The 20,502-nt window shown below is 35.8% G+C and carries 19 protein-coding genes; 17 read left to right on the top strand and 2 right to left on the bottom strand.

Annotated elements, in window-relative coordinates:
- Positions 1-64 precede the first annotated feature (64 nt).
- Positions 65-892 carry a manganese catalase family protein gene (locus NSQ92_RS17605; RefSeq protein WP_095258525.1) on the bottom strand — a complete coding sequence of 276 codons (828 nt, stop codon included), beginning with the start codon at positions 890-892 and terminating at the stop codon, positions 65-67.
- Between the two features lie 154 nt (positions 893-1,046).
- Between NSQ92_RS17605 and NSQ92_RS17600 the strand changes: the two genes are divergently transcribed.
- The gene (locus NSQ92_RS17600) at positions 1,047-2,468 is read left to right on the top strand and encodes a S41 family peptidase (protein WP_047943941.1); all 1,422 of its coding nucleotides are present in this window, start codon (positions 1,047-1,049) and stop codon (positions 2,466-2,468) included.
- A gap of 566 nt (positions 2,469-3,034) precedes the next feature.
- Here NSQ92_RS17600 and NSQ92_RS17595 read toward each other — a convergent pair.
- Positions 3,035-3,397 carry a winged helix-turn-helix transcriptional regulator gene (locus NSQ92_RS17595; RefSeq protein ID WP_047943915.1) on the bottom strand — a complete coding sequence of 121 codons (363 nt, stop codon included), beginning with the start codon at positions 3,395-3,397 and terminating at the stop codon, positions 3,035-3,037.
- 197 nt (positions 3,398-3,594) lie between these two features.
- Here NSQ92_RS17595 and NSQ92_RS17590 point away from each other — a divergent pair, with 197 nt between their 5' ends.
- The 16 genes from NSQ92_RS17590 (at position 3,595) to rpiB (NSQ92_RS17515) (ending at position 20,471) form a co-directional block, all read left to right on the top strand.
- The gene (locus NSQ92_RS17590) at positions 3,595-4,779 is read left to right on the top strand and encodes an MFS transporter (RefSeq protein ID WP_095258565.1); all 1,185 of its coding nucleotides are present in this window, start codon (positions 3,595-3,597) and stop codon (positions 4,777-4,779) included.
- Positions 4,776-5,615 (top strand): aldo/keto reductase, encoded by an 840-nt coding sequence (locus tag NSQ92_RS17585; protein ID WP_047943916.1) that lies wholly within the window; start codon positions 4,776-4,778, stop codon positions 5,613-5,615. Before NSQ92_RS17590 ends, NSQ92_RS17585 begins: the two co-directional genes overlap by 4 nt.
- 584 nt (positions 5,616-6,199) lie before the next feature.
- Positions 6,200-6,415 carry a DUF3923 family protein gene (locus NSQ92_RS17580; protein ID WP_053215769.1) on the top strand — a complete coding sequence of 72 codons (216 nt, stop codon included), beginning with the start codon at positions 6,200-6,202 and terminating at the stop codon, positions 6,413-6,415.
- Between the two features lie 329 nt (positions 6,416-6,744).
- On the top strand, positions 6,745-7,191 hold the full coding sequence (gene rpiB / locus NSQ92_RS17575) for a ribose 5-phosphate isomerase B (protein WP_341132951.1): 447 nt from the start codon (positions 6,745-6,747) through the stop codon (positions 7,189-7,191).
- 237 nt (positions 7,192-7,428) lie between these two features.
- Positions 7,429-8,292 carry a 6-phosphofructokinase gene (locus NSQ92_RS17570; protein ID WP_235844536.1) on the top strand — a complete coding sequence of 288 codons (864 nt, stop codon included), beginning with the start codon at positions 7,429-7,431 and terminating at the stop codon, positions 8,290-8,292.
- 75 nt (positions 8,293-8,367) lie between these two features.
- Positions 8,368-10,383, top strand: a complete 2,016-nt coding sequence (tkt, locus tag NSQ92_RS17565) for a transketolase (protein ID WP_061800415.1) — start codon at positions 8,368-8,370, stop codon at positions 10,381-10,383.
- Between the two features lie 201 nt (positions 10,384-10,584).
- Positions 10,585-11,070, top strand: a complete 486-nt coding sequence (gene tnpA / locus NSQ92_RS17560; RefSeq protein WP_047944525.1) for an IS200/IS605 family transposase — start codon at positions 10,585-10,587, stop codon at positions 11,068-11,070.
- A gap of 173 nt (positions 11,071-11,243) precedes the next feature.
- Positions 11,244-12,592 (top strand): IS3 family transposase gene (locus NSQ92_RS17555; protein WP_341152345.1). Its coding sequence is split into 2 segments (ribosomal slippage): positions 11,244-11,700 and positions 11,700-12,592, totalling 1,350 coding nucleotides; the frame shifts between segments, so codons are not numbered across the junction.
- 375 nt (positions 12,593-12,967) lie between these two features.
- Positions 12,968-15,022: a BglG family transcription antiterminator gene (locus NSQ92_RS17550; protein WP_341152992.1), complete on the top strand. Its 2,055-nt coding sequence runs from the start codon at positions 12,968-12,970 to the stop codon at positions 15,020-15,022.
- A 27-nt stretch (positions 15,023-15,049) separates the two neighbouring features.
- Complete coding sequence (locus NSQ92_RS17545; RefSeq protein WP_047943922.1) at positions 15,050-15,517, top strand: PTS sugar transporter subunit IIA; 468 nt, start codon at positions 15,050-15,052, stop codon at positions 15,515-15,517.
- A 15-nt stretch (positions 15,518-15,532) separates the two neighbouring features.
- Positions 15,533-15,832 carry a PTS sugar transporter subunit IIB gene (locus tag NSQ92_RS17540; protein ID WP_047943923.1) on the top strand — a complete coding sequence of 100 codons (300 nt, stop codon included), beginning with the start codon at positions 15,533-15,535 and terminating at the stop codon, positions 15,830-15,832.
- A 46-nt stretch (positions 15,833-15,878) separates the two neighbouring features.
- Positions 15,879-16,160: a PTS sugar transporter subunit IIB gene (locus NSQ92_RS17535; RefSeq protein ID WP_047943943.1), complete on the top strand. Its 282-nt coding sequence runs from the start codon at positions 15,879-15,881 to the stop codon at positions 16,158-16,160.
- A gap of 102 nt (positions 16,161-16,262) precedes the next feature.
- The gene (locus NSQ92_RS17530; protein ID WP_047943924.1) at positions 16,263-17,540 is read left to right on the top strand and encodes a PTS galactitol transporter subunit IIC; all 1,278 of its coding nucleotides are present in this window, start codon (positions 16,263-16,265) and stop codon (positions 17,538-17,540) included.
- Between the two features lie 95 nt (positions 17,541-17,635).
- On the top strand, positions 17,636-18,688 hold the full coding sequence (locus NSQ92_RS17525) for a galactitol-1-phosphate 5-dehydrogenase (RefSeq protein ID WP_047943925.1): 1,053 nt from the start codon (positions 17,636-17,638) through the stop codon (positions 18,686-18,688).
- Entirely contained in the window at positions 18,689-19,720 is a 1,032-nt protein-coding gene (locus NSQ92_RS17520; RefSeq protein ID WP_047943926.1) for a zinc-binding dehydrogenase, read from the top strand.
- A 304-nt stretch (positions 19,721-20,024) separates the two neighbouring features.
- Positions 20,025-20,471, top strand: a complete 447-nt coding sequence (gene rpiB, locus NSQ92_RS17515; RefSeq protein WP_082138413.1) for a ribose 5-phosphate isomerase B — start codon at positions 20,025-20,027, stop codon at positions 20,469-20,471.
- Positions 20,472-20,502 lie beyond the last annotated feature (31 nt).

Here is a 20,502-nt window from a genome sequence, read left to right as displayed (position 1 = left end):
CAAAGAAAAAACGGAGCTAGTATACTTACCACTCGCTCCGTTTTTATTTGAATGAAATTGACCCCTATTTAAGATTAGGAGGAGTATTATGTTCAGCTGGAGGAGCAGGCTTTAATTTAGGTGCAGAGCCAAATGGTGGTACATCTCGGACATATTGGAATGTTCCCATACCATCCATGCTTGGTCCCGATGCCCATCTCCCCTTACTGCTTTCATCTCCCATTGAATGATTAAGAAAGAGATAAGATACTTCTGTCTTTTCTAATTTTCTAGGGAAAGTGTTTGGTACAACTACGCCTTCTTGTTGCTCTAATTCGTAAATAGCGGCAAGCCATTGGTTTTGATGCATCGTGTCCCGTGCAATTAAATACGATAACATATCTTTAATGCCTCGATCATCGGTCTGCTCAAACAACCGGACTGCTTGGAGCCTGCCTTGCGATTCTGCATTTAAATTTGCGCGCATATCAGCGAGTAGATTTCCGCTTGCAGCCACATATCCTCCATTCCAAGGTACACCTACGCTATCCTTTGGCATTGCGGCAAGTCCTGAAACGATCGCATGCTGTGGATTAGTTCCACCAATAATAGCCGCCATTGCGGGATTACTTGCAGCTGCTGTTTCAAGCTCGGTAACGGGGGCATCATCTAATAACCTTGCTACCATGGTTGATAGTAATTCAATATGGCCAATTTCTTCTGTTCCAGTATCTAATAATAAATCACGATATTTATCATTTTTTCTTGTTCCCCAAGCTTGGAATAAATATTGATTCATGACCGACATTTCTCCAAATTGTCCACCGATTAGTTCCTGTAAATTTTTAGCGAAAACGGGATCCGGCCTCTCAGGTTTTGCTTCATAGGCCAGCTCTTTGATGTGAAAAAACATTGGTTCCCCTCCTCATAATTCTTTATATACTATGCATGCTTTCTTTATAGGTACGTGTCCAGTTTGAAAAATAGTTTCAATCATAAGTTGTCCGAGCCCTTCATATACATAAAAAAAGGATAAATACATCGTGGCAGAAGAAGGGACGATTGCAATGAATCGGAAGTGGTTGGCTATTTATATGGCAGGCTCCTTATTAGCAGGATCAGGAATGACATATATAGGAATAAACGTGTTGGAAAAAAGACAGGAGGAACAATTAAATAATCAATCAATGGAGGCTGGTTCGCTTGATAAATTGGATAAAGCCTATCAAATAATCTTGCAAAACTATGTGGAAAATGTAGACAAGCAAAAGTTAGAAGATGGTGCAATAAGAGGGATGCTGGCTACATTGGAGGATCCATACTCTGTTTACATGGATCAAGAAGCCGCAAAGCAATTTGAACAAGCTCTTGATTCTTCTTTTGAAGGAATTGGTGCAGAAATTAGTATAGAAGAAGATAAAATGATCATTGTGTCACCAATAAAAGGGTCTCCAGCAGAAAAAGCAGGTATTAAACCTCAAGATCAAATAATTTCAGTAAATGGAGAAAACGTAGAAGGAAAAGATCTTAATGACGTTATCAGCCAAATCAGAGGGGAAAAAGGATCAAAGGTAGAATTAGAAATAAAGCGAGCAACAGTCGATAAACCATTAAAATTGGAAATTGTCCGCGATGAAGTGCCTCAAATCACGGTTTATTCTAATATCATAAAAGACGGTGGAGAAAAGATTGGTTATATAGAAATTACATCATTTTCTAAAGATACAGCAAGTGAGTTTGAAAAGGAATTAAGCAAATTAGAGAAAAATGGTATTTCAAGTCTAATTTTAGATGTACGTGGTAATCCTGGTGGCTTGCTAACAAGTGTAAATGCGATTGTAGAACAATTTTTAACAAATAAAAAACCTTATGTGCAAGTAGAGAATCGAAATGGAGATCGTGAACAGTTTTATTCTGATTTGAAGAAACAAAAGGAATATCCAGTTGTAGTATTGATTGATAATGGAAGTGCATCGGCGTCCGAAATTTTAGCTGCTGCCTTAAAAGAGGGAGCTGGATATCCGCTAATTGGCGAAAATTCATTTGGAAAAGGAACCGTCCAACAGCCTATATTAATGGATGATGGCAGTGAAATCAAACTAACGGTTTCTAAATGGCTTACTCCTGATGGAAATTGGATTCATAGACAAGGAATAAAGCCCACTATCGAAGTCGAGCAAACGGACTTATATCATACCCACCCATTGCAGATTGTAGATTCACTTAAGCCTGAGGATAATGATGAACAGGTCCAATATGCACAAGAAATTTTAACAAGCTTAGGATTCACAACAGATAGGCAAGATGGCTATTATAGTCCGCAAACAGAAGTAGCTGTAAGAGCATTTCAAAGCAAAAATGCACTGGAGGTTACTGGTGTGATAGATGGAAAAACAGCTGCAAAGATGGAGGAAGCAGTTAGGATAGAAAAACAAAAGGACGAAAACGATATTCAATTACAAACAGCTATCCGCTATTTAGTTCATTAATAAAACGTAGGGCACAAAGAATTCAACCAGATAAACCCGAGCAATTATCCTTAAGATACTATTAGGTTTTTCGGATAATTGTTCGGGTTATTTAATTTAAAGAAAGAAGAGTTGTGGAAATCACCCGCAGGCTGAATATGCTTCGCTTTCCATGGGGCTGCGCTTGAACTTCTTTATCACTGCATTGTGCATGATGAAAAAGTAGGTTCATAATAAAGAGGAAAGAAGAAAATTTGAAAGAAGTAAGTATTTTACATAGATAAAAGGAAGAAGTAACAGAGGAACGTGCTCTGTGCCAAAAAGGAAGAGGAGCAGAGCAAAAAAGTAACAGAGGAACATTAGCTGTGCCCGCTCCCAGAAGAAAAAGTGCAAAACCCCCTCATGCTGACCAAAATAATAAAGAAATAGCCTGTCTTCTTCACCTAAAGAATACAGCGTTCTAAAACTTGCTCTCCGGCGCATAGAGTGGTTGCAGCGCAATGGAAAAAATGGTTTTCCTACTAAGTTAGAGGATGTTCATTTTTACTCATTTTATATTTTGTTTTGTCCACAGTCTCAATAATGTTTTATTTATTTAACACACTATCTTCCAGCATTAAGTTCTTATCTCCGTATATTTTTGTGATATGAGTATCTCCCCATTCACAAAGAGCATTTAAAATGGGCTCTAAACTTTTTCCATAGTCACTTAATTCATATTCTACTTTTGGTGGTATTTGTTGATAGATTATACGATTGATAACACCGTCTTCTTCCAATTCCCTTAATTGCTGTGTAAGCATTTTTTGCGTAATATTTGGCATTAAGCGTTTTAATTCACTTGTTCTTTTTTTGCCATGTGTTAAGTGGCACAAAATTACACACTTCCATTTACCGCCGATTACTTCCAAAGTGGCTTCAACTGATATATTGTATTTTTTATTTTCCATAATATCCTCCATTTTTTATAGGAACTTTTTTGTACCTATATTACCTTTAGGTTCCTACATTACAAAAAAGTACGTACTTTTCTATTTATCTTATATGATTCATAATAACACTAGCCGGTTAAAATGCAAAACTACAAAAAATACCACTAGTGGTTAGCGATATATGTAAGAGGAGGAAAAGGAAGTTGAAGCAAAATATGAATACATTTGCGTTAATAGCCTTGGCTGTTAGTGCTTTTGCTATTGGTACTACTGAATTCATAAGCGTTGGATTATTACCTTTGATTGCCGATGACTTTCGGGTAGGGATTACAACAGCAGGATTAACTGTTTCTATTTATGCACTAGGCGTTACATTTGGAGCACCTGTTTTGACAGCTATTACCTCTAATATTTCACGAAAATCTTTATTATTGGGGATCATGATTGTTTTTATTATTGGTAATAGTATGGCTGCATTTGCTCCCAATATCACTATTTTACTGATTGCACGTATTGTATCAGCTTTTGCTCACGGTATATTTATGTCGATTGGTTCCACGATTGCAGCAGATCTAGTAGCGAAAGAAAAAAGAGCAAGTGCTATCTCTATCATGTTCTCCGGATTAACGGTTGCCACTGTAACAGGTGTTCCCTTTGGGACATTTATCGGTCAGCACTTTGGCTGGAGATTAGCATTTATCACCATTGTTATTATTGGAATCATTGCGTTTATCGCCAATAGTTTGCTTGTGCCAAATAACTTATCGAAAGGTGGCCGTGCAACCTTTAAAGATCAGTTGCAGTTAGTTACAAACCTACGACTACTAATGCTTTTTTTAATTACAGCATTAGGCTATGGAGGAACATTTGTGGTTTTCACGTATCTTTCTCCATTACTGCATGAAGTAACAGGCTTTCAGCAAAATACAGTAGCAGGAATTTTACTATTGTATGGTGTAGCAATTGCCATTGGTAATATGATTGGCGGCAAGTTATCAAACAAAAACCCGCTTCGGGCATTATTTTTTATGTTTATTATCCAAGCTATTATCCTATTTGTTTTGTCCTTTACCCTTCCATTTAAGGTAATTGGCTTAATAAGTATTCTTTTTATGGGCTTATTAGCATTTATGAATGTTCCGGGGCTGCAAGTTTATGTAGTAATGCTCGCAGAACGTTATGTACCAAGTGCAGTAGATGTAGCCTCTGCTGTAAATATTGCAGCTTTTAACGCAGGAATAGCAATCGGTTCTTACTTGGGAGGGATAGTGACCAATTCACTAGGGCTTATCCATACTTCGTGGGTAGGCGGAATCATGGTTATTGCCGCTATTCTCCTAACTGGTTTCAGCTTAATTTTAGAAAAAAATTCATTGAAAAAAGGAGTTATTTCACGATGAAAAACTTACAAGATACAGTTCAACTAACAAACGGAATCAAAATGCCTTGGCTAGGATTAGGTGTATTTAAAGTGGAGGAAGGGCAAGTGCTTGTGGATGCTGTAAGCTCTGCAATTAAGAATGGCTACCGTAGTATTGATACAGCGGCTATTTATGCTAATGAAGCAGGGGTAGGCGAAGGAATAAAGAAAGGCATGAAAGAAGCAGGCATTACAAGAGATGATTTATTTATTACTTCAAAAGTATGGACAGACGATTTAGGATATGAAGAAACAATAAAGGCATATGAAGTAAGTTTAGAAAAGCTCGGACTCGATTATTTAGATTTATATCTTATTCACTGGCCAAAAGAAGGAAAATATAAAGACGCATGGAGAGCGTTAGAAACACTATATAAACAAGGCAGGGTTAAAGCAATTGGAGTAAGTAATTTTCAAATCCATCATTTAGAAGACTTGATGAAAGATGCGGAAGTGAAACCAATGATTAATCAAATCGAATTGCATCCAAGGCTTACACAAAAAGAGTTAATAGCTTATTGCCAAGAGAAAGGTATACAAGTGGAAGCATGGTCTCCGTTAATGCAAGGACAATTATTCGATCAGCCGGAATTAGTGGAAATAGCTGCAAGACATCAGAAATCTGTTGCACAAGTAATTATTCGTTGGGACTTGCAAAATGGTATTATTACGATTCCTAAATCCGTTAAAGAGCACCGTATTATCGAAAATGGAAATGTTTTTGATTTCACATTATCAAAAGACGAAATGGAACAAATTGATGCCTTAAATTTGGATCAACGAGTTGGTCCTGATCCAGATAATTTCGATTTTTAATGGAGCGTTAATCCCATTTCTGAAAAGAAACAAATAGAAGTAGTACAAAAGGGTGGGCCATAAGTATTTCAATCAAATATAGCCCCGAACAATTATACGTACACACTAAAAAATATTCGTATAATTGTTCGGGGGTTAATTAAATTTAGGAAAGAAGGTTTGAGGTAATCACCCGCAGCCTGAATACACTTCGCTTTCCATGGGGCGAGCGCCAAGCCTCCTCGTCGTCACTACGTTCCTGCGGGGTCATGGACTTTCTCGCAGCTCCCATAGGAGTCTACGTGTATTCAGGCTGCTCTGTTTTTTCCTAGTAATTTTAGTTTGCTGAAAAACAAATAATCTTTAAAAACGGAGTGTCTGTAGTGTAATGGAATGAATTGGTTTCACCACTAAATTAGAGATTGTTCGTCTTATTCATACAAATAAATTCGCAACCAAATTAGTATAATAACAGCTAATAAGTCATTATATCAATTACTTATATTTTAAAATCATGGTGGGAATCTAAAAAAAATGTAACCTTTCTCTCGAATTACCGTAATACAATTTGTGCAGAAAATAGTAATGGAGGAAGGAGAAAAAAGGTGAAACTCTGGTGGATTGCAAATGTTTTTTGGGTAGTCGTTTTTTCAATACTATCGATTATCATCGCAACAAGGCAAATAGATGGATCGGGGGCTGTGCAAACTCCTGAAATCAGAATTATTACATTTATAATTTTGGCTGTTCCATTTGTATTTATCCTTATAGTCCAATTAATCTGGTTTTATTTTATTCGTAAAAGAACAAGACATTCCTAGTTCAGCTATCCTATGAATAAATAACTGTAATGCTTTCTTGTAAACTAATATATTTAGTTCACAAGAAAACATCCAAACAAAGAACGAGAGAATTTTAAAATTCATCGTTCTTTGTTTGTTTTTAAATATTACTAAATACATTGGGTTGACTAAAGTATGTTATCACACAAATTTCTATATGATCTGGGAATTGTTTAGGTATAGATCTTATTCCCATTAGTTTGTGGCTGAAAATTAATAAAGTTTTCACATGCAACCGAATACAAATAGTAGTTTTTATGTTAGAATACATCTGAAATAGAACCATCTTATCTAGAAAGGATGAGTTTATGAAAATTGCAATAGCCAGTGATCATGGTGGATATCAGTTAAAAGAAGCAGTAAAAGCCCATCTTCATAATGCGGGGATGGAAGTAGAAGATTTTGGTTGCTATAGTAGAGAAAGTGTGGATTTTCCGGATTATGCAAAAAGTGTTGGTGAATCAATTGTGAATGGTGAAAACCAACTAGGTATTTTATGCTGTGGAACAGGAATAGGCATGAGTATTGCTGCCAATAAAATCACTGGAATTCGTGCAGCGGTTGTTGGTGATGTCTTCTCAGCAAAGGCAACAAGAGAGCATAATGATAGTAATATCCTTTGTTTAGGAGAAAGAGTGACTGGGGAAGGATTAGCGTGTCTAATAGTAGATACCTGGTTAAATGCAGAATTTCTAGGCGGCAGACATGAAAAGCGTATCAGTGGAATTAAAGAATTAGAATCATATTATCGTTAATAGTAGGACAAATTAACCTCGAATTTGTTAAATGAAACATATTATAACTTGTACGTACTATTAATAGGTTATACTAAATATGTATGGTTTATTCTTGGGAAGTTGTATGCTATAATGGTTTTGGAAAAATATATCATGGAGAAGAAAAGGGAAAATTAGTCCTTTTTCTTCAAAAAGTATGTACTTTTTTTCTGTATATTATTAGTTACTTATAGCTTGTAAAGGTTAGGGGGTAAGGTGTTGAAGGTTGGTGTAATTGTCTTAGGTTGTTTGCCTTCGGGAGTAAAGCAAATTCTTCATCGATTATATGAGGAGTTATCTTCTAAGCATCAACTATTTGGAATGGAAATAGATAGAGGGTCCGGTGAAGTCAATTATACGGAGATAAAAGAAGTGAGTGATTCACCATACTTAAGCCATACTATCTTAAAGGTAAGCGCTGCACCAGTAAATAATCAATGGGAACAAACACTTGCTCCGATGGATATGACTGTTGTATTGGGAGATGCGCAGGCAAAAGAAATATGGCAGACTTCTATAGCCGATAAAGAAGCGCTGCGTACATTATTTGTCCCAGTTTCCATTTACAATAATATTAAAGGAAATGATTGGACTCTAGGATATGATACCGCACTTAACAGTATTACTCAGAATGTGTTAAAGGTGCAAGATACCATTCATTCTCTTAAATATGATAAGCCAAGATTATTTGGTTTTTCAATAGAGGGGAACCCATCGACTAATATGCTGCAGGATATCTCTCTTGCGGTGGATGGTAACTATTTAGCAGTAGATTACGAGGAAGAAGAAATTACCACTTTATGTGATGCGATAAAGAAAAGCTATACATATACTAAAACTTCTAATGTTCTAATATATAGCCAAGCTTTACAAGAGGTAATTGAAAATTCAGTTATTAGTAAGCTAGAGGTAGATTGGAAATATACAGAAATTGACGAAGCACTATGTATGGGAGTAAACCCAACAGCCATCGATCGAATCCTTGCAAATGAACTTGCGGATGAAATCTTGCGATGGATAAAAAATAATTGTTTAACAGGTGAACTCACCGTTCAAAAGGATGGAATTCAATTTAAATAAACGCTAAGCCAAAATGAATAAATTCTTTTACTAATTTAGGGTTAGCATTAAATAAATCAAAAAAGGATGAGGAAAATGAGTAATCAAGTAAAAACAGATATCGAACAATTAGCTATTAACACAATCCGTACTTTATCCATTGATGCAATTGAAAAATCTAATTCTGGTCACCCAGGAATGCCAATGGGGGCAGCGCCAATGGCTTATACATTATGGGCTAAGGAAATGAATCATAATCCTGCTAATCCTAACTGGTTCAACCGTGACCGTTTCGTTTTATCAGCTGGACATGGTTCTATGCTTCTATATAGCTTGCTGCACCTTTTCAATTACGGTGTTACTGTAGATGACTTAAAGAACTTCCGTCAATGGGGAAGCAAAACTCCAGGACATCCAGAATTTGGACACACACCAGGTGTGGAAGCTACTACTGGTCCATTAGGACAAGGTATTGCGATGGCTGTTGGGATGGCAATGGCAGAAAGACATCTTGCAGAAACCTATAATAAAGAAAATTATCCAGTTGTTGACCATTATACGTACAGCATTTGCGGTGATGGTGATTTAATGGAAGGCGTATCTGCAGAAGCAGCGTCTCTTGCAGGTCATTTAAAATTAGGAAGACTAGTAGTATTATATGATTCCAATGATATTTCTTTAGATGGTGATTTAAATCTCTCTTTCTCTGAAAGTGTTCAAAAGCGCTTTGAAGCATATGGATGGGAAGTTATTCGTGTAGAAGATGGCAATGACTTAGCTGAAATTCAAGCGGCAATTGCTCAAGCGAAAAAATCAGATGTACCGACATTAATTGAAGTGAAAACAGTTATTGGCTATGGTTCTCCGAATAAAGGCGGAAAATCTGCATCACATGGTGCACCACTTGGAGCTTCTGAAACACAATTAGCAAAACAAACATATGGTTGGGCATATGAAGAAGCATTCCACGTTCCAGCAGAAGTATCGGAGCATTATGCGGCATTAGCACAAGAAGGTGCAGAAAAAGAGAAAGCTTGGAATGAGCTTTATGAAAATTATAAAGCAGCATATCCAGAATTAGCTACTCAATTAGAAACAGCTATTAAAGGAGAACTACCTGCTGATTTACAAGAAAAATTACCTGAATTTAATGCTGGAGATTCTATGGCGACAAGAGATTCTTCTGGTAAAACAATTCAAGCAATTGCTAGTGCGGTTCCTGCTTTCTTCGGTGGTTCTGCAGACCTTGCTGGTTCGAACAAAACATTAATGACTAGTGAGAAAAACTTTGCCATCGATGGATATGCCGGCAGAAATATCTGGTTTGGTGTACGTGAATTTGCAATGGGTGCGGCATTAAACGGATTAGCACTGCACGGTGGAGTAAAAGTATTTGGCGCAACATTCTTCGTGTTCTCTGATTATTTACGCCCAGCAATCCGCTTAGCAGCATTAATGAAATTACCAGTAACATATGTATTTACACATGATAGTATTGCAGTTGGGGAAGATGGTCCAACACATGAACCTGTTGAACAACTTGCTTCCTTACGTGCAATGCCAGGGCTTTCTATCATTCGTCCAGCAGATGCCAAAGAAACAGCTGCTGCATGGCAACTGGCAATTGAAAGCACAGATACTCCAACAGCACTAGTGTTGACTCGTCAAAACTTACCAACATTAGATTTAACAAAAGCAGAAGCATATGAAGGTGTGAAAAAAGGTGCTTATACAGTTGCAGCTGGTAAAGAAGCTGCACAGGCCTTAATCTTAGCATCTGGTTCCGAAGTATCTCTTGCAATCAAGGCACAAGCAGCTTTAGCAGAAGAAGGAATTTCTGTAAATGTAGTAAGTATGCCAAGCTGGGATCGTTTTGAAAAACAATCTCCTGAATATAAAGAAAGTGTATTGCCAGAAAGTGTTCAAGCACGTGTTGCAATTGAGGCTGGTGCATCTCTAGGCTGGAGAGAATACATCGGTTCTAAAGGAGAGCACATTACAATTGATCATTTCGGGGCATCTGCTCCAGCAGATAAACTATTCCAAGAGTATGGATTTACTGTTGAGAATGTTGTAGCAAAAGTAAAATCATCTATCGCAAAAGCAAAATAATATCCGAAAGTTCTAGGTGAAAAGGGCAGAAGCTAATAACCATGTGAGATGGTTATTAGCTTCTTTTTTATAGAAAAGAAAACCCTGGGCTATGCCTAGGGTTCCAAAAAGCTTACAGCGCGGTATTAAAAAAACTTCCTCTTGGTGCTAAAATATTTTTTGGTTCGCCAACCGAAAATAAATAGCCAGGAGGAAGTCCTTATGTCAAAAGACAATAATAGTTTAGCACACACAACTTGGAATTGTAAGTATCACATAGTATTTGCACCAAAATATAGAAGACAAATAATTTACGGGAAAATAAAGAAAGATATTGGGCAAATCTTACGTACCTTATGTGAGAGGAAAGGCGTGGAGATAATAGAAGCAACAGCGTGTAAGGATCACGTACATATGTTAGTGAGTATTCCGCCAAAATTAAGTGTATCAGCATTCGTAGGCTATCTAAAAGGGAAAAGTAGCTTGATGATATTTGATCGACATGCACAATTGAAATATAAGTATGGAAATCGAAAATTTTGGTGTACAGGATATTATGTAGATACGGTAGGAAGAAACAAGAAGGTAATTGAAGAATATATCCGTAATCAAATACAAGATGATATAGTCGCAGAACAATTAACAATGATGGAATATATTGATCCATTTACAGGGGAAGAAGTGAAGAAAAAGAAACGAAAAAATTAGGAGAGAAGGCCTTTGAGGTCTGGCCAGTAGAAGTAGTACAATTGGCGAACCTTTCAGTAGCCCTTTAGGGTTTGGTCAGTAATAAAGGCTTTCAGCCGCAGAGAAAACCACCCGTTCTTGAACTGCACCCCAATTGTTAGACACAAACTAACAGTTGGAGGTGCAGTTTTTATATGTCTAAATTTAATATAGAGGAAAAAATAGAAGCAGTTATTCGTTATCTACAGGGAACGGAGGGGGTAAAATTTATTGCGAAATCCATAGGGGTACATCATACAGTCTTATTAAATTGGATAAAACAATATGAATATCATGGTGCCGATGCTTTAATAAAACCCTATACATCTTATACAACACAGTTTAAACTAGACGTACTGAATTATATGAGAGAGACAGGGACGTCTATAAGGGAAACTGCTGCAATATTTAACATTGCAACACATAGTACCATTCTAAAATGGCAAAAAGGTTTTGAATTACATGGAATTGACGCCCTGAAACCAACACAAAAGGGGCGCCCACCAATGAAAAAGGAAACGAATAAACCTCAACCAGTAGAAGGGTCTGAAGAAGCATTACGAGCTGAAAATGAACGTTTACGGATGGAGAATGCTTACTTAAAAAAGTTACATGCCTTAATTCAAGAAAAGGAAAAACTACAGAACAGGACAAAGCGCAAATAATTTATGAATTAAGGCAAGAATTTAAAGTGATTGATCTAGTAAAGGTCGCTGGTATTGCGCGTAGTACGTATTACTATTGGGTAAAACAAATGGATCGCCCAGATAAATATAAGGAAGTTAAAGAGTTAATTCAGGAGATTTTTGATGAACATCAGGGACGATATGGATATCGTCGGATCACATTAGAATTACATAACCGAGGCATCAAAATAAATCATAAAACAGTCCGCCGTCTTATGAATGAGATGGGATTAAAGTGTCTTGTGCGTATGAAAAAATATCGTTCCTACCGTGGGCAAGTAGGGAAAATAGCCCCAAATATTTTGGAACGTGACTTTAAAGCATCGAAACCAAACGAAAAGTGGGTAACGGATGTAACAGAATTCCATCTACACGGGGAGAAGCTATATTTGTCCCCCGTTCTAGATTTATTCAACGGAGAAATCATCGCTTATAACATAGAAAAGCGTCCTGTTTATCTACTTGTTTCGAAAATGCTGGACAAAGCTTTTGAGCATTTGAAAGAGGGTGACACCCCTATCCTCCATTCGGATCAAGGTTGGCAGTATCAAATGAAGAAGTACCAACATGCTTTAAAGAAACATGAGATTACTCAAAGTATGTCACGTAAGGGGAATTGTTTAGATAACGCAGTCATGGAGAATTTCTTTGGCTTATTAAAGTCTGAATTACTCTATTTAAAAGAATTTGAGAGTATGGAGCATTTTAAAGAAGAATTAGAGAATTACATTCACTACTATAACCACAAACGGATTAAGACAAAATTAAAAGGCATGAGTCCGGTGCAATATCGAACTCATGCCCTAGTAGCTGCCTAAATCCCGTGTCTAACTTTTTGGGTTCAGATCATCTCACGGGTGGTCCTTATTTGTACAAAGAAAAAGAAGTAGGCACCAAAGAAAAAATAGAATAGTTAAATTTTGTCTTAGGAATCGGTGTCAACTTTATCATTAGTTTAAGTAGCAAAAGTAGTTAAATACAGTCACAATAAAGAAATATGCTTTATGCTGTACATACATAATCAGATTAATCTTGGCAACAAGTTTGTCTTTAGGAAAGAAGGAGAATAGATTGGGATTTGTGCAAGTTAATCACTTAGTGACACAATTCACAAACTAGTAATGGAAATGAAAACGGATACAATATCTTATTTTTACATGCTACAATGAAATCAAGTTAAGAGGTGATAGATAATGTATCTTGACGAAAGAAGTAATATCTTATTAAAGGAAGTATTGAGCAATCCGGATACTTCTAACATAAAGCTAGAGAAAAAATTTCAGTTATCTAGAAGGCAAGTTAGTTACAGTTTTCAGAAGATTAATGATTGGCTTGAATCGAATAATTATCCAGCTATCAAAAGAACAAATGGCGGAAAATTCATTATTAGCCCAGTCATTATGGAATTATTTGCTGAAAAGACAGACGAACAAGTAGATAAACATTATATTCCATCTGAAACGGAAAGAGCTCAATTTATTCTATTATATATTATTAGTAGCAGTGAAGAGCTTTCCCTACTGCATTTTACTACCGCATTAGGTGTAAGTAAAAATACGGTCCTTCGTGATATGAAAAATGTTCAGCAAATGATTGAGCCATACGAACTTGAGGTTAGTTATTCAAGAATGAAAGGATATGAATTAAAAGGAAAGGAATGGGATGTCCGAAAATTATTAGTGGAAGTATTGGAAAATATCTTATCGATTTATAATGGCGAAGTTTATATTCAAAAGTTTATTGATATATCAAAAGACAATCTGACAACGATAAAAGAAAGACTTGCAGAAGTCGAAAGCAGTTTACACCTTCAGTTTATTGATGAACGAATTAATCTTTTGCCATATATTTTAGCAGTCATACTAAAGCGTATTCAACAAGGGAAAGTAATTCAAGATTTTTACCATATTGATTATCGAGCCTTGTCTGATACGAAAGAATTTATAGCTGCAGAAATCTTAATTAAAGACATGAAATCTATTCCGAAAGAAGAGCATCTGTTTTTAACCTTGCAGCTGCTTACATCCAAGATATTATCAGCCCAGTTTTTAGCTGATCATCAAATACCAGAGCTGACGAGGACCTTGGAACACTTTCTTCATACTTTTGAATATAAAGCGTGTATAACCTTCAAAGATAAAGCGGCATTACTTGAAAGATTGGTTCTTCATATGAAGCCTGCTTATTATCGAATGAAATATAATTTAACGACGAATTACACGATGATGGAAAAAGTAAGCGAAGAATTTGAAACGATTCATTTTATTGTAAAGGATTCGATTTCTCCTGTAGAAGAATATATCGGCTGTCCCATACCAGAAAGCGAATTAATGTTCATCACCATCTTCATTGGCGGCCATTTAATCAGCTCAGGAGAAACAATCCAGAAGAAGAAGAAAGCGGTAGTTGTTTGTCCAAATGGTGTATCTATATCACGCCTAATGGAAAGCACATTACGTGAGTTATTCCCTGAATTTTACTTTTATCAAGCTTTATCTATTCGGGAATTTCAACAACTTAATTACCAAGTGGATATTATTTTTTCACCAGTACCTTTACAAACGGATACAAAGCAATTTGTCATTAATCGCATATTAACAGATTTTGAAAAAGTTCAGCTTAGACAACGAGTATTAAGAGAAATATTTGACTTAAATACTAGTGTGATCAACATTGAACAGTTAATGGGGAAAATTGAGAAATATGCTTCAATAAAAGATAAAGAGTCTTTGCGCAGTACCTTACAAGAACATTTCTCTATTATAACAACTATTGATTCACAAGAATCAATAGCGAAGACAGATTTATCCCTTTCCTCTCTCTTAGCACCAGACATGATTACCGTGGTGAAAAGAATAGAAGGTTGGCAGCAAGGAATCCAACTTGCAGCAGAAAAGCTGTTGAATAATGGCAGCATCACAGAAAATTATATTGCAGAAATGGTGAAACAGTATCCTACAATGGTCCAGCATATCTTACTAAGAAACGTGATAGCCATTCCTCATGCAGGTCCAGAAGATGGTGTAAATAAAGTTGGCATGAGCTTATTAAAAATAGAAGAAGGTATCCCATTTAATGATAATATTTGCGTGCATTTTATCGTGGTACTGGCATCTACAGATAAGCATAAACATCTTTATGCATTAAGACAGCTGATGAGTTTATCGAAAAATGAAGAAGATATCAGCAATTTAAAAAACAGTAATGATTCCAATCAAATATATGAAATCATTAAAAAATATTCTTAAAGTTAAGTGAAAGTGGAGGAGTTTAAAATGGCAGTTGCTTCATTTATTAAAGAAAGCTTAATAAACGTCGGATTAAAGGTAGAAAATCAAGATGAGCTTTTCAACGCAATGTTCGAAAAGGCATACAAGCAGGGGTTTGTAAAAGAAACATTTCTACCGAAAATTAAGGAGAGAGAATCGATCTTCCCAACAGGGCTCAGTGTCAATAATTATAGTATCGCTATCCCTCATACAGATCCGGAACATGTAGTGGAGCAATTTATCGCCGTTTCTGTTTTAGAAAAACCAGTATCCTTTCATTTAATGGAAGATAATACAAAAACAACGGAGGTGCAAGCTGTATTAATGCTTGGCTTAAATCAGCCACATAGCCAAATTGAAGTTCTTCAGGAATTAATGCAAGTCATCCAAGTAGAAGAGCATCTTGAAAAGCTTATTCATGCAAAGGATAAATCTGATATAACAGCATTATTTGAAAGCATTAAAATTTTATGAAAGGTGGTGAGTAGATTGAACAAGCCAATAGTACTTGTGGCATGTGGTGCAGGGATTGCTACATCAACAGTTGTTTTAGATCATTTAGAAGAATTATTTAGACGAGAAAATCTAAAGGTAGAGCTTGTTCAATGTAAAATAGCAGAAGTGGCATCTTTACAAGATGATGCGTTTTTAATTATATCAACTACTATCTTGCCGACAAAATATAAAGTCCCAGCAATCAGTGCTACTGCTTATATTAGTGGGTTAGGTATAGAAAAACTAGATAAAGAGATTCTAAGTTATTTTGAAAAAACAAACAAAACAATCTAAATACAAGCCAATTAATAAGTTAAAAGAATGGAAGGGGATTTTAAAAATGAAAAAATATAAAATTTTAGTAGCATGTGGAGCAGGTATCGCAACTTCAACTGTAGTTTGTAATCGAGTGGAGAATTTGGTGAAGGATAACAATATTAATGCAGAAGTTATTCAATGTAAAATAGCAGAAGTAGCTTCAAAACAAAGTGAGGCAGATATTATCGTTTCAACTACTATTCTTCCTACAACTTATCAGATACCAGCAATTATAGCTACGGCTTATATCACTGGAATTGGAATGGAAAGTTTAGATAAAAAAATACTTGATCACTTGCAATAATGAAAAGAAGTTAAGGGAATTTGGGTGAAATTACTGTTTGTTGTTATATAACAACAAACAGTAATTAATTCTAATATATAACAAAAGAAAAGAGGGAAAAATATGCAAAAGCTATTAGATGGCGTTCAGTATGTACTAAATCTTGGACCAACTGTAATTTTACCTATTGCTATCATTCTATTGGGTCTTGCATTTAAGACAGGCTTTAAAAAGGCATTAAAAGCGGGAATAACTATTGGGATTGGATTTGTAGGGATTAACTTAGTTATTGATTTGCTTGTTAGTACTCTTGGACCAGCTGCACAGCAGATGGTTGAGCGTTTTGGATTAAATCTAACAGTTATTGATACAGGGTGGCCTTCAGCAGCAGCTCTATCTTGGGCATCACCTGTTGCAGCAATTTTAATTCCGATTTGTTTATTTGCAAACATCTTTTTCTTATTAACAAAGATGACAAAAACTTTGGATATTGATATTTGGAACTACTGGCACTTTATTGCAGCTGGTGCAACTGGCTATATTGTAACAGATAGTTGGTGGTTTGCAATTTTATGTGCAATTATTTATCAATATGCAGTTCTGTTTGTTGCTGATAAAACGGCTCCTATGGTTCAAAAATTTTATGGGCTTGATGGAATTTCATTACCAACTGGTTCTACAGCGGCTTTCGGACCAATTGGTATATTAGTAGGCTGGGCTATCGCAAAAATTCCCGGAATAAATAAATTAAATGCAGACCCTGAAACCATTCAAAAGCGTTTTGGAATTTTTGGTGAACCAATGATGATGGGAATAATCCTTGGTGCACTTATTGGATTACTTGCTGGTTATGATATCGGAAAAATATTACAAACAGGTATTTCAATGGGAGCAGTAATGTTATTGATGCCGCGTATGGTTAAGATCTTAATGGAAGGTTTAATACCTATTTCAGAGTCAGCAAGGTCGTTTTTGCAAAAGAGATATGGTGATAGAGAGATTTATATAGGATTGGATGCTGCAGTATCTGTAGGACATCCATCAGTGATGGCAACTGCACTTATTTTAGTTCCAATTACATTGTTTTTAGCTGTAATCTTACCAGGTAATAAAGTGCTGCCATTTGGTGATTTAGCGACAATTCCATTTTATATTGCGTTTGTTGTAGGATCTCGTAAAGGAAATATCATTCACTCTGTTTTAGCTGGAATAGTAATGGTAGCGTTATCACTATATATGGCTACTAATTTTGCGGAGGTTCATACTCAGATGATTTCTGGTGCACAATTTACTTTACCTGAGGGTGCTACCCAAATTTCTAGTTTAGATCTAGGAGGTAACTTATTTAACTGGTTAATATTAAAATTCTCTGAAGCGGTTGCCTTTTTGTTTGGAAAATAATTAGAACTTAATGAATAAAAGCAGATGATTTAAGCAATTAGGCTGGTGCGTCTGCTTTTATTTTGAAATGAAAATAATGAATGGAGGTTTAAACGATGAAAGCAGCAGTTCTCCACGCTGAAAACAAAATAATTTATGAAGATATAGAGTTAGAATCTTGTAATGCCACAGAAGTTAAGGTCAAAGTAATGGCTGCTGGTATCTGCGGATCTGATACACATAAAATGACAAGTGTTTGGAAATATCCATTACCAGCAATAATGGGACATGAATTTTCAGGAATTGTTACTGAAATTGGATCTAAGGTTACAAATGTGAAAGTTGGTGAAAGAGTTGTTGTCATTCCTTTTATACCTTGTAACGAATGTGAATATTGTCTAAAGGGACAATTTTCATTGTGTGAAAATCATGGAATGATAGGATCAAAATCTTATGGAGGATTTGCAGAGTATTGTAATGTTCCTGCTAAGAATATTTTATCAATTGGCGAAATGGATTTTGAAGAGGCAGCAATGATTGAACCACTGGCAGTTGCTTTACATGGAGTATTAAATATTAAGCCGCATTTAGGTGATGTAGTAGCAGTTTTTGGTGCAGGAACAATTGGTATGCTCGTTATTCAGTGGTTAAAAATAGCCGGGGTTAAAGAAATAATAGCTATTGATATTTCCGATGAAAAGTTAGCAGAAGCAAGAGCATTTGGCTGTGAAAAAACTATTAATGCAAAAAAAGAAGACTTATATCAAAAAATCGAAGAATATACCAATGGCCTTGGTGTAGATATAGCTTTAGAATGTGCAGGTTCAAAAATTACACAAGAACAATGTTTATTGATTACACGTAAGAAGGGAAAGATCGGATATTTAGGCATTGCATATTCTGATGTAACTTTATCACAGAAAGCATTCGAAAATATTTTTAGAAGAGAGTTAACCTTAAAGGGATTTTGGAATTCCTATTCAGCTCCTTTCCCTGGTGAAGAATGGACAAAAAGCATTTCATTTTTACAAAAGGGACAAATTAAGTTAAAAGATTTAATTTCTCATAGATTTTCTTTAGAAGATACTCAAGCGGCTTTTAATCTAATTATTAATCGTGAGGAGAACTATGGAAAAGTGTTAATTTTACCAAATGGGAGTGAGAATTAAATGAAAGCTGTAACAAAATTAAAATCTGGTTATGATGAAATGGAGCTAATCGAAATCGATGAGCCATCTGCATATGACGATAAAGTAAAAATAAAAGTTGCATACACAGGGATTTGTGGATCAGATATTCACACCTTTAAAGGAGAATACAATAGTAAAAATACTCCAGTAGTATTAGGACATGAGTTTTCTGGTGTAGTAGTGGAGGTCGGCAAAGATGTTACAAGAGTAAAAGTCGGAGATCGAGTAACAAGTGAAACGACCTTTACAACTTGCGGAGAATGTATCTATTGTCAAGAAAAGGACTATAATCTTTGTCCAAATAGAACAGGTCTTGGTACACAAGTAAATGGTAGTATGGCAGAATATGTGATTGCTAGGGAAGAGAGCATACATGTATTAAACGAAAAGGTTAGTTTAGAAGCAGCTGCTTTAACAGAACCATTAGCTTGTTGTGTTCATGCTGCGTTAGAAAAAACAATGATTGCAGAAAACGATACTGTTTTAGTATTTGGTCCTGGTCCCATTGGATTGTTATTAAGTCAAGTAGTAAAAGCACAAGGCGCCTTCGTTATATTGGCTGGCATTACAAAAGATAGAAAGCGATTAGATCTTGCAAAGGAATTAGGAATAGATGTTGTCGTGGATCTTTTACAAGAAGATTTGAACGAAATGGTTTACCAATATACGGATGGCTATGGTGCGGATAAAGTATTCGATTGTTCGGGAGCGGTTCCAGCTGTAAACCAAGGTCTTGCACTAACAAAGAAAAAAGGAACATTCGTTCAAGTAGGATTATTTGCAAAGAAAGCAAATGAAATCGATCAAGAGTCCATTATTCAACGCGAAATTAACTATATCGGCTGTCGTTCTCAAAAACCTAGTTCTTGGGATATTGCCCTGAAATTACTAGAGGATGGAAAAATCGATACAGATAAAATGATTACAAAGATCGTATCACTCGCTGAATGGCGCACTGGTTTTGAAAAAGTAATGGCTGGTGATGAGATAAAAGTTTTAATTGAATCTTAAGCAGCTGTCAGATAAGAATACTCCACTTACATCATAAAGCGGGGTATTTTTATCTATTTACTTTATTATTAATTATCTTTCATCACTAGATGGCACAAAAGAAATAACAATATTGAAGATGAAAACGTATACAGATAACTAGGGTTTATGTGATAAAATGAACATGCCAAAAAGGAACTAACAAAATGTAATGGGCATGAGAGTTGATTGTTTCATGATAGATTCTATTATTTGGTTCTTCCTGGAAGGAAATAATACGTTTTTTCCCGATTAATAGAGTTGACTAATAGAGAGGATGAAGAGCATGAAGTTAGCCATTGCATGTGATCATGGTGGATTTTTGCTAAAGGAAGCAGTGAAGAAATATTTATTAGAACAAGAAGTTGAAGTAGAAGATTTTGGTTGTCACAGTCGAGAAAGTGTAGATTTTCCAGACTACGCCAAACAAGTGGGAGAATCGATTGTTAGAGGTCAAAATGATTTAGGAATTCTTTGTTGTGGAACTGGCATTGGAATGAGTATTGCGGCAAATAAAATAAAAGGAATTCGAGCAGCTGTAGTTGGAGATGTTTTTTCCGCGCAAGCTACTAGGGAACATAATAATAGTAATGTTCTATGTTTAGGAGAGAGAGTGACAGGAGAAGGGTTGGCCTTGCTAATTGTAGAAACATGGCTTCAGGCGAAGTTTTTAGGAGGAAGACATGAAAGAAGAGTCGGAGCTATTGGGGAATTAGAAAAATATCTATGTTGATAGATAAAGAGTATAAAGATAAAAGGATGTA

This window comes from Niallia sp. FSL M8-0099 (assembly GCF_038006945.1).
GTDB classification, from domain to species: Bacteria; Bacillota; Bacilli; order Bacillales; family Cytobacillaceae; genus Niallia; species Niallia circulans.
This window is presented reverse-complemented; position numbering and strand designations above follow the sequence as displayed.

Excerpts from the sequence above, each read along its gene's own strand:
- NSQ92_RS17520 (WP_047943926.1), top strand. The coding sequence starts at position 18,689 with ATGAAAGCTGTAACAAAATTAAAATCTGGTTATGATGAAATGGAGCTA.
- NSQ92_RS17590 (WP_095258565.1), top strand. The coding sequence starts at position 3,595 with ATGAATACATTTGCGTTAATAGCCTTGGCTGTTAGTGCTTTTGCTATT.
- NSQ92_RS17605 (WP_095258525.1), bottom strand. The coding sequence starts at position 892 with ATGTTTTTTCACATCAAAGAGCTGGCCTATGAAGCAAAACCTGAGAGG.
- NSQ92_RS17530 (WP_047943924.1), top strand. The coding sequence starts at position 16,263 with ATGCAAAAGCTATTAGATGGCGTTCAGTATGTACTAAATCTTGGACCA.
- NSQ92_RS17600 (WP_047943941.1), top strand. The coding sequence starts at position 1,047 with ATGAATCGGAAGTGGTTGGCTATTTATATGGCAGGCTCCTTATTAGCA.
- NSQ92_RS17535 (WP_047943943.1), top strand. The coding sequence starts at position 15,879 with ATGAAAAAATATAAAATTTTAGTAGCATGTGGAGCAGGTATCGCAACT.
- NSQ92_RS17545 (WP_047943922.1), top strand. The coding sequence starts at position 15,050 with ATGGCAGTTGCTTCATTTATTAAAGAAAGCTTAATAAACGTCGGATTA.
- NSQ92_RS17595 (WP_047943915.1), bottom strand. The coding sequence starts at position 3,397 with ATGGAAAATAAAAAATACAATATATCAGTTGAAGCCACTTTGGAAGTA.
- NSQ92_RS17550 (WP_341152992.1), top strand. The coding sequence starts at position 12,968 with ATGTATCTTGACGAAAGAAGTAATATCTTATTAAAGGAAGTATTGAGC.
- tkt (WP_061800415.1), top strand. The coding sequence starts at position 8,368 with ATGAGTAATCAAGTAAAAACAGATATCGAACAATTAGCTATTAACACA.
- tnpA (WP_047944525.1), top strand. The coding sequence starts at position 10,585 with ATGTCAAAAGACAATAATAGTTTAGCACACACAACTTGGAATTGTAAG.
- NSQ92_RS17585 (WP_047943916.1), top strand. The coding sequence starts at position 4,776 with ATGAAAAACTTACAAGATACAGTTCAACTAACAAACGGAATCAAAATG.
- rpiB (WP_082138413.1), top strand. The coding sequence starts at position 20,025 with ATGAAGTTAGCCATTGCATGTGATCATGGTGGATTTTTGCTAAAGGAA.
- NSQ92_RS17525 (WP_047943925.1), top strand. The coding sequence starts at position 17,636 with ATGAAAGCAGCAGTTCTCCACGCTGAAAACAAAATAATTTATGAAGAT.
- rpiB (WP_341132951.1), top strand. The coding sequence starts at position 6,745 with ATGAAAATTGCAATAGCCAGTGATCATGGTGGATATCAGTTAAAAGAA.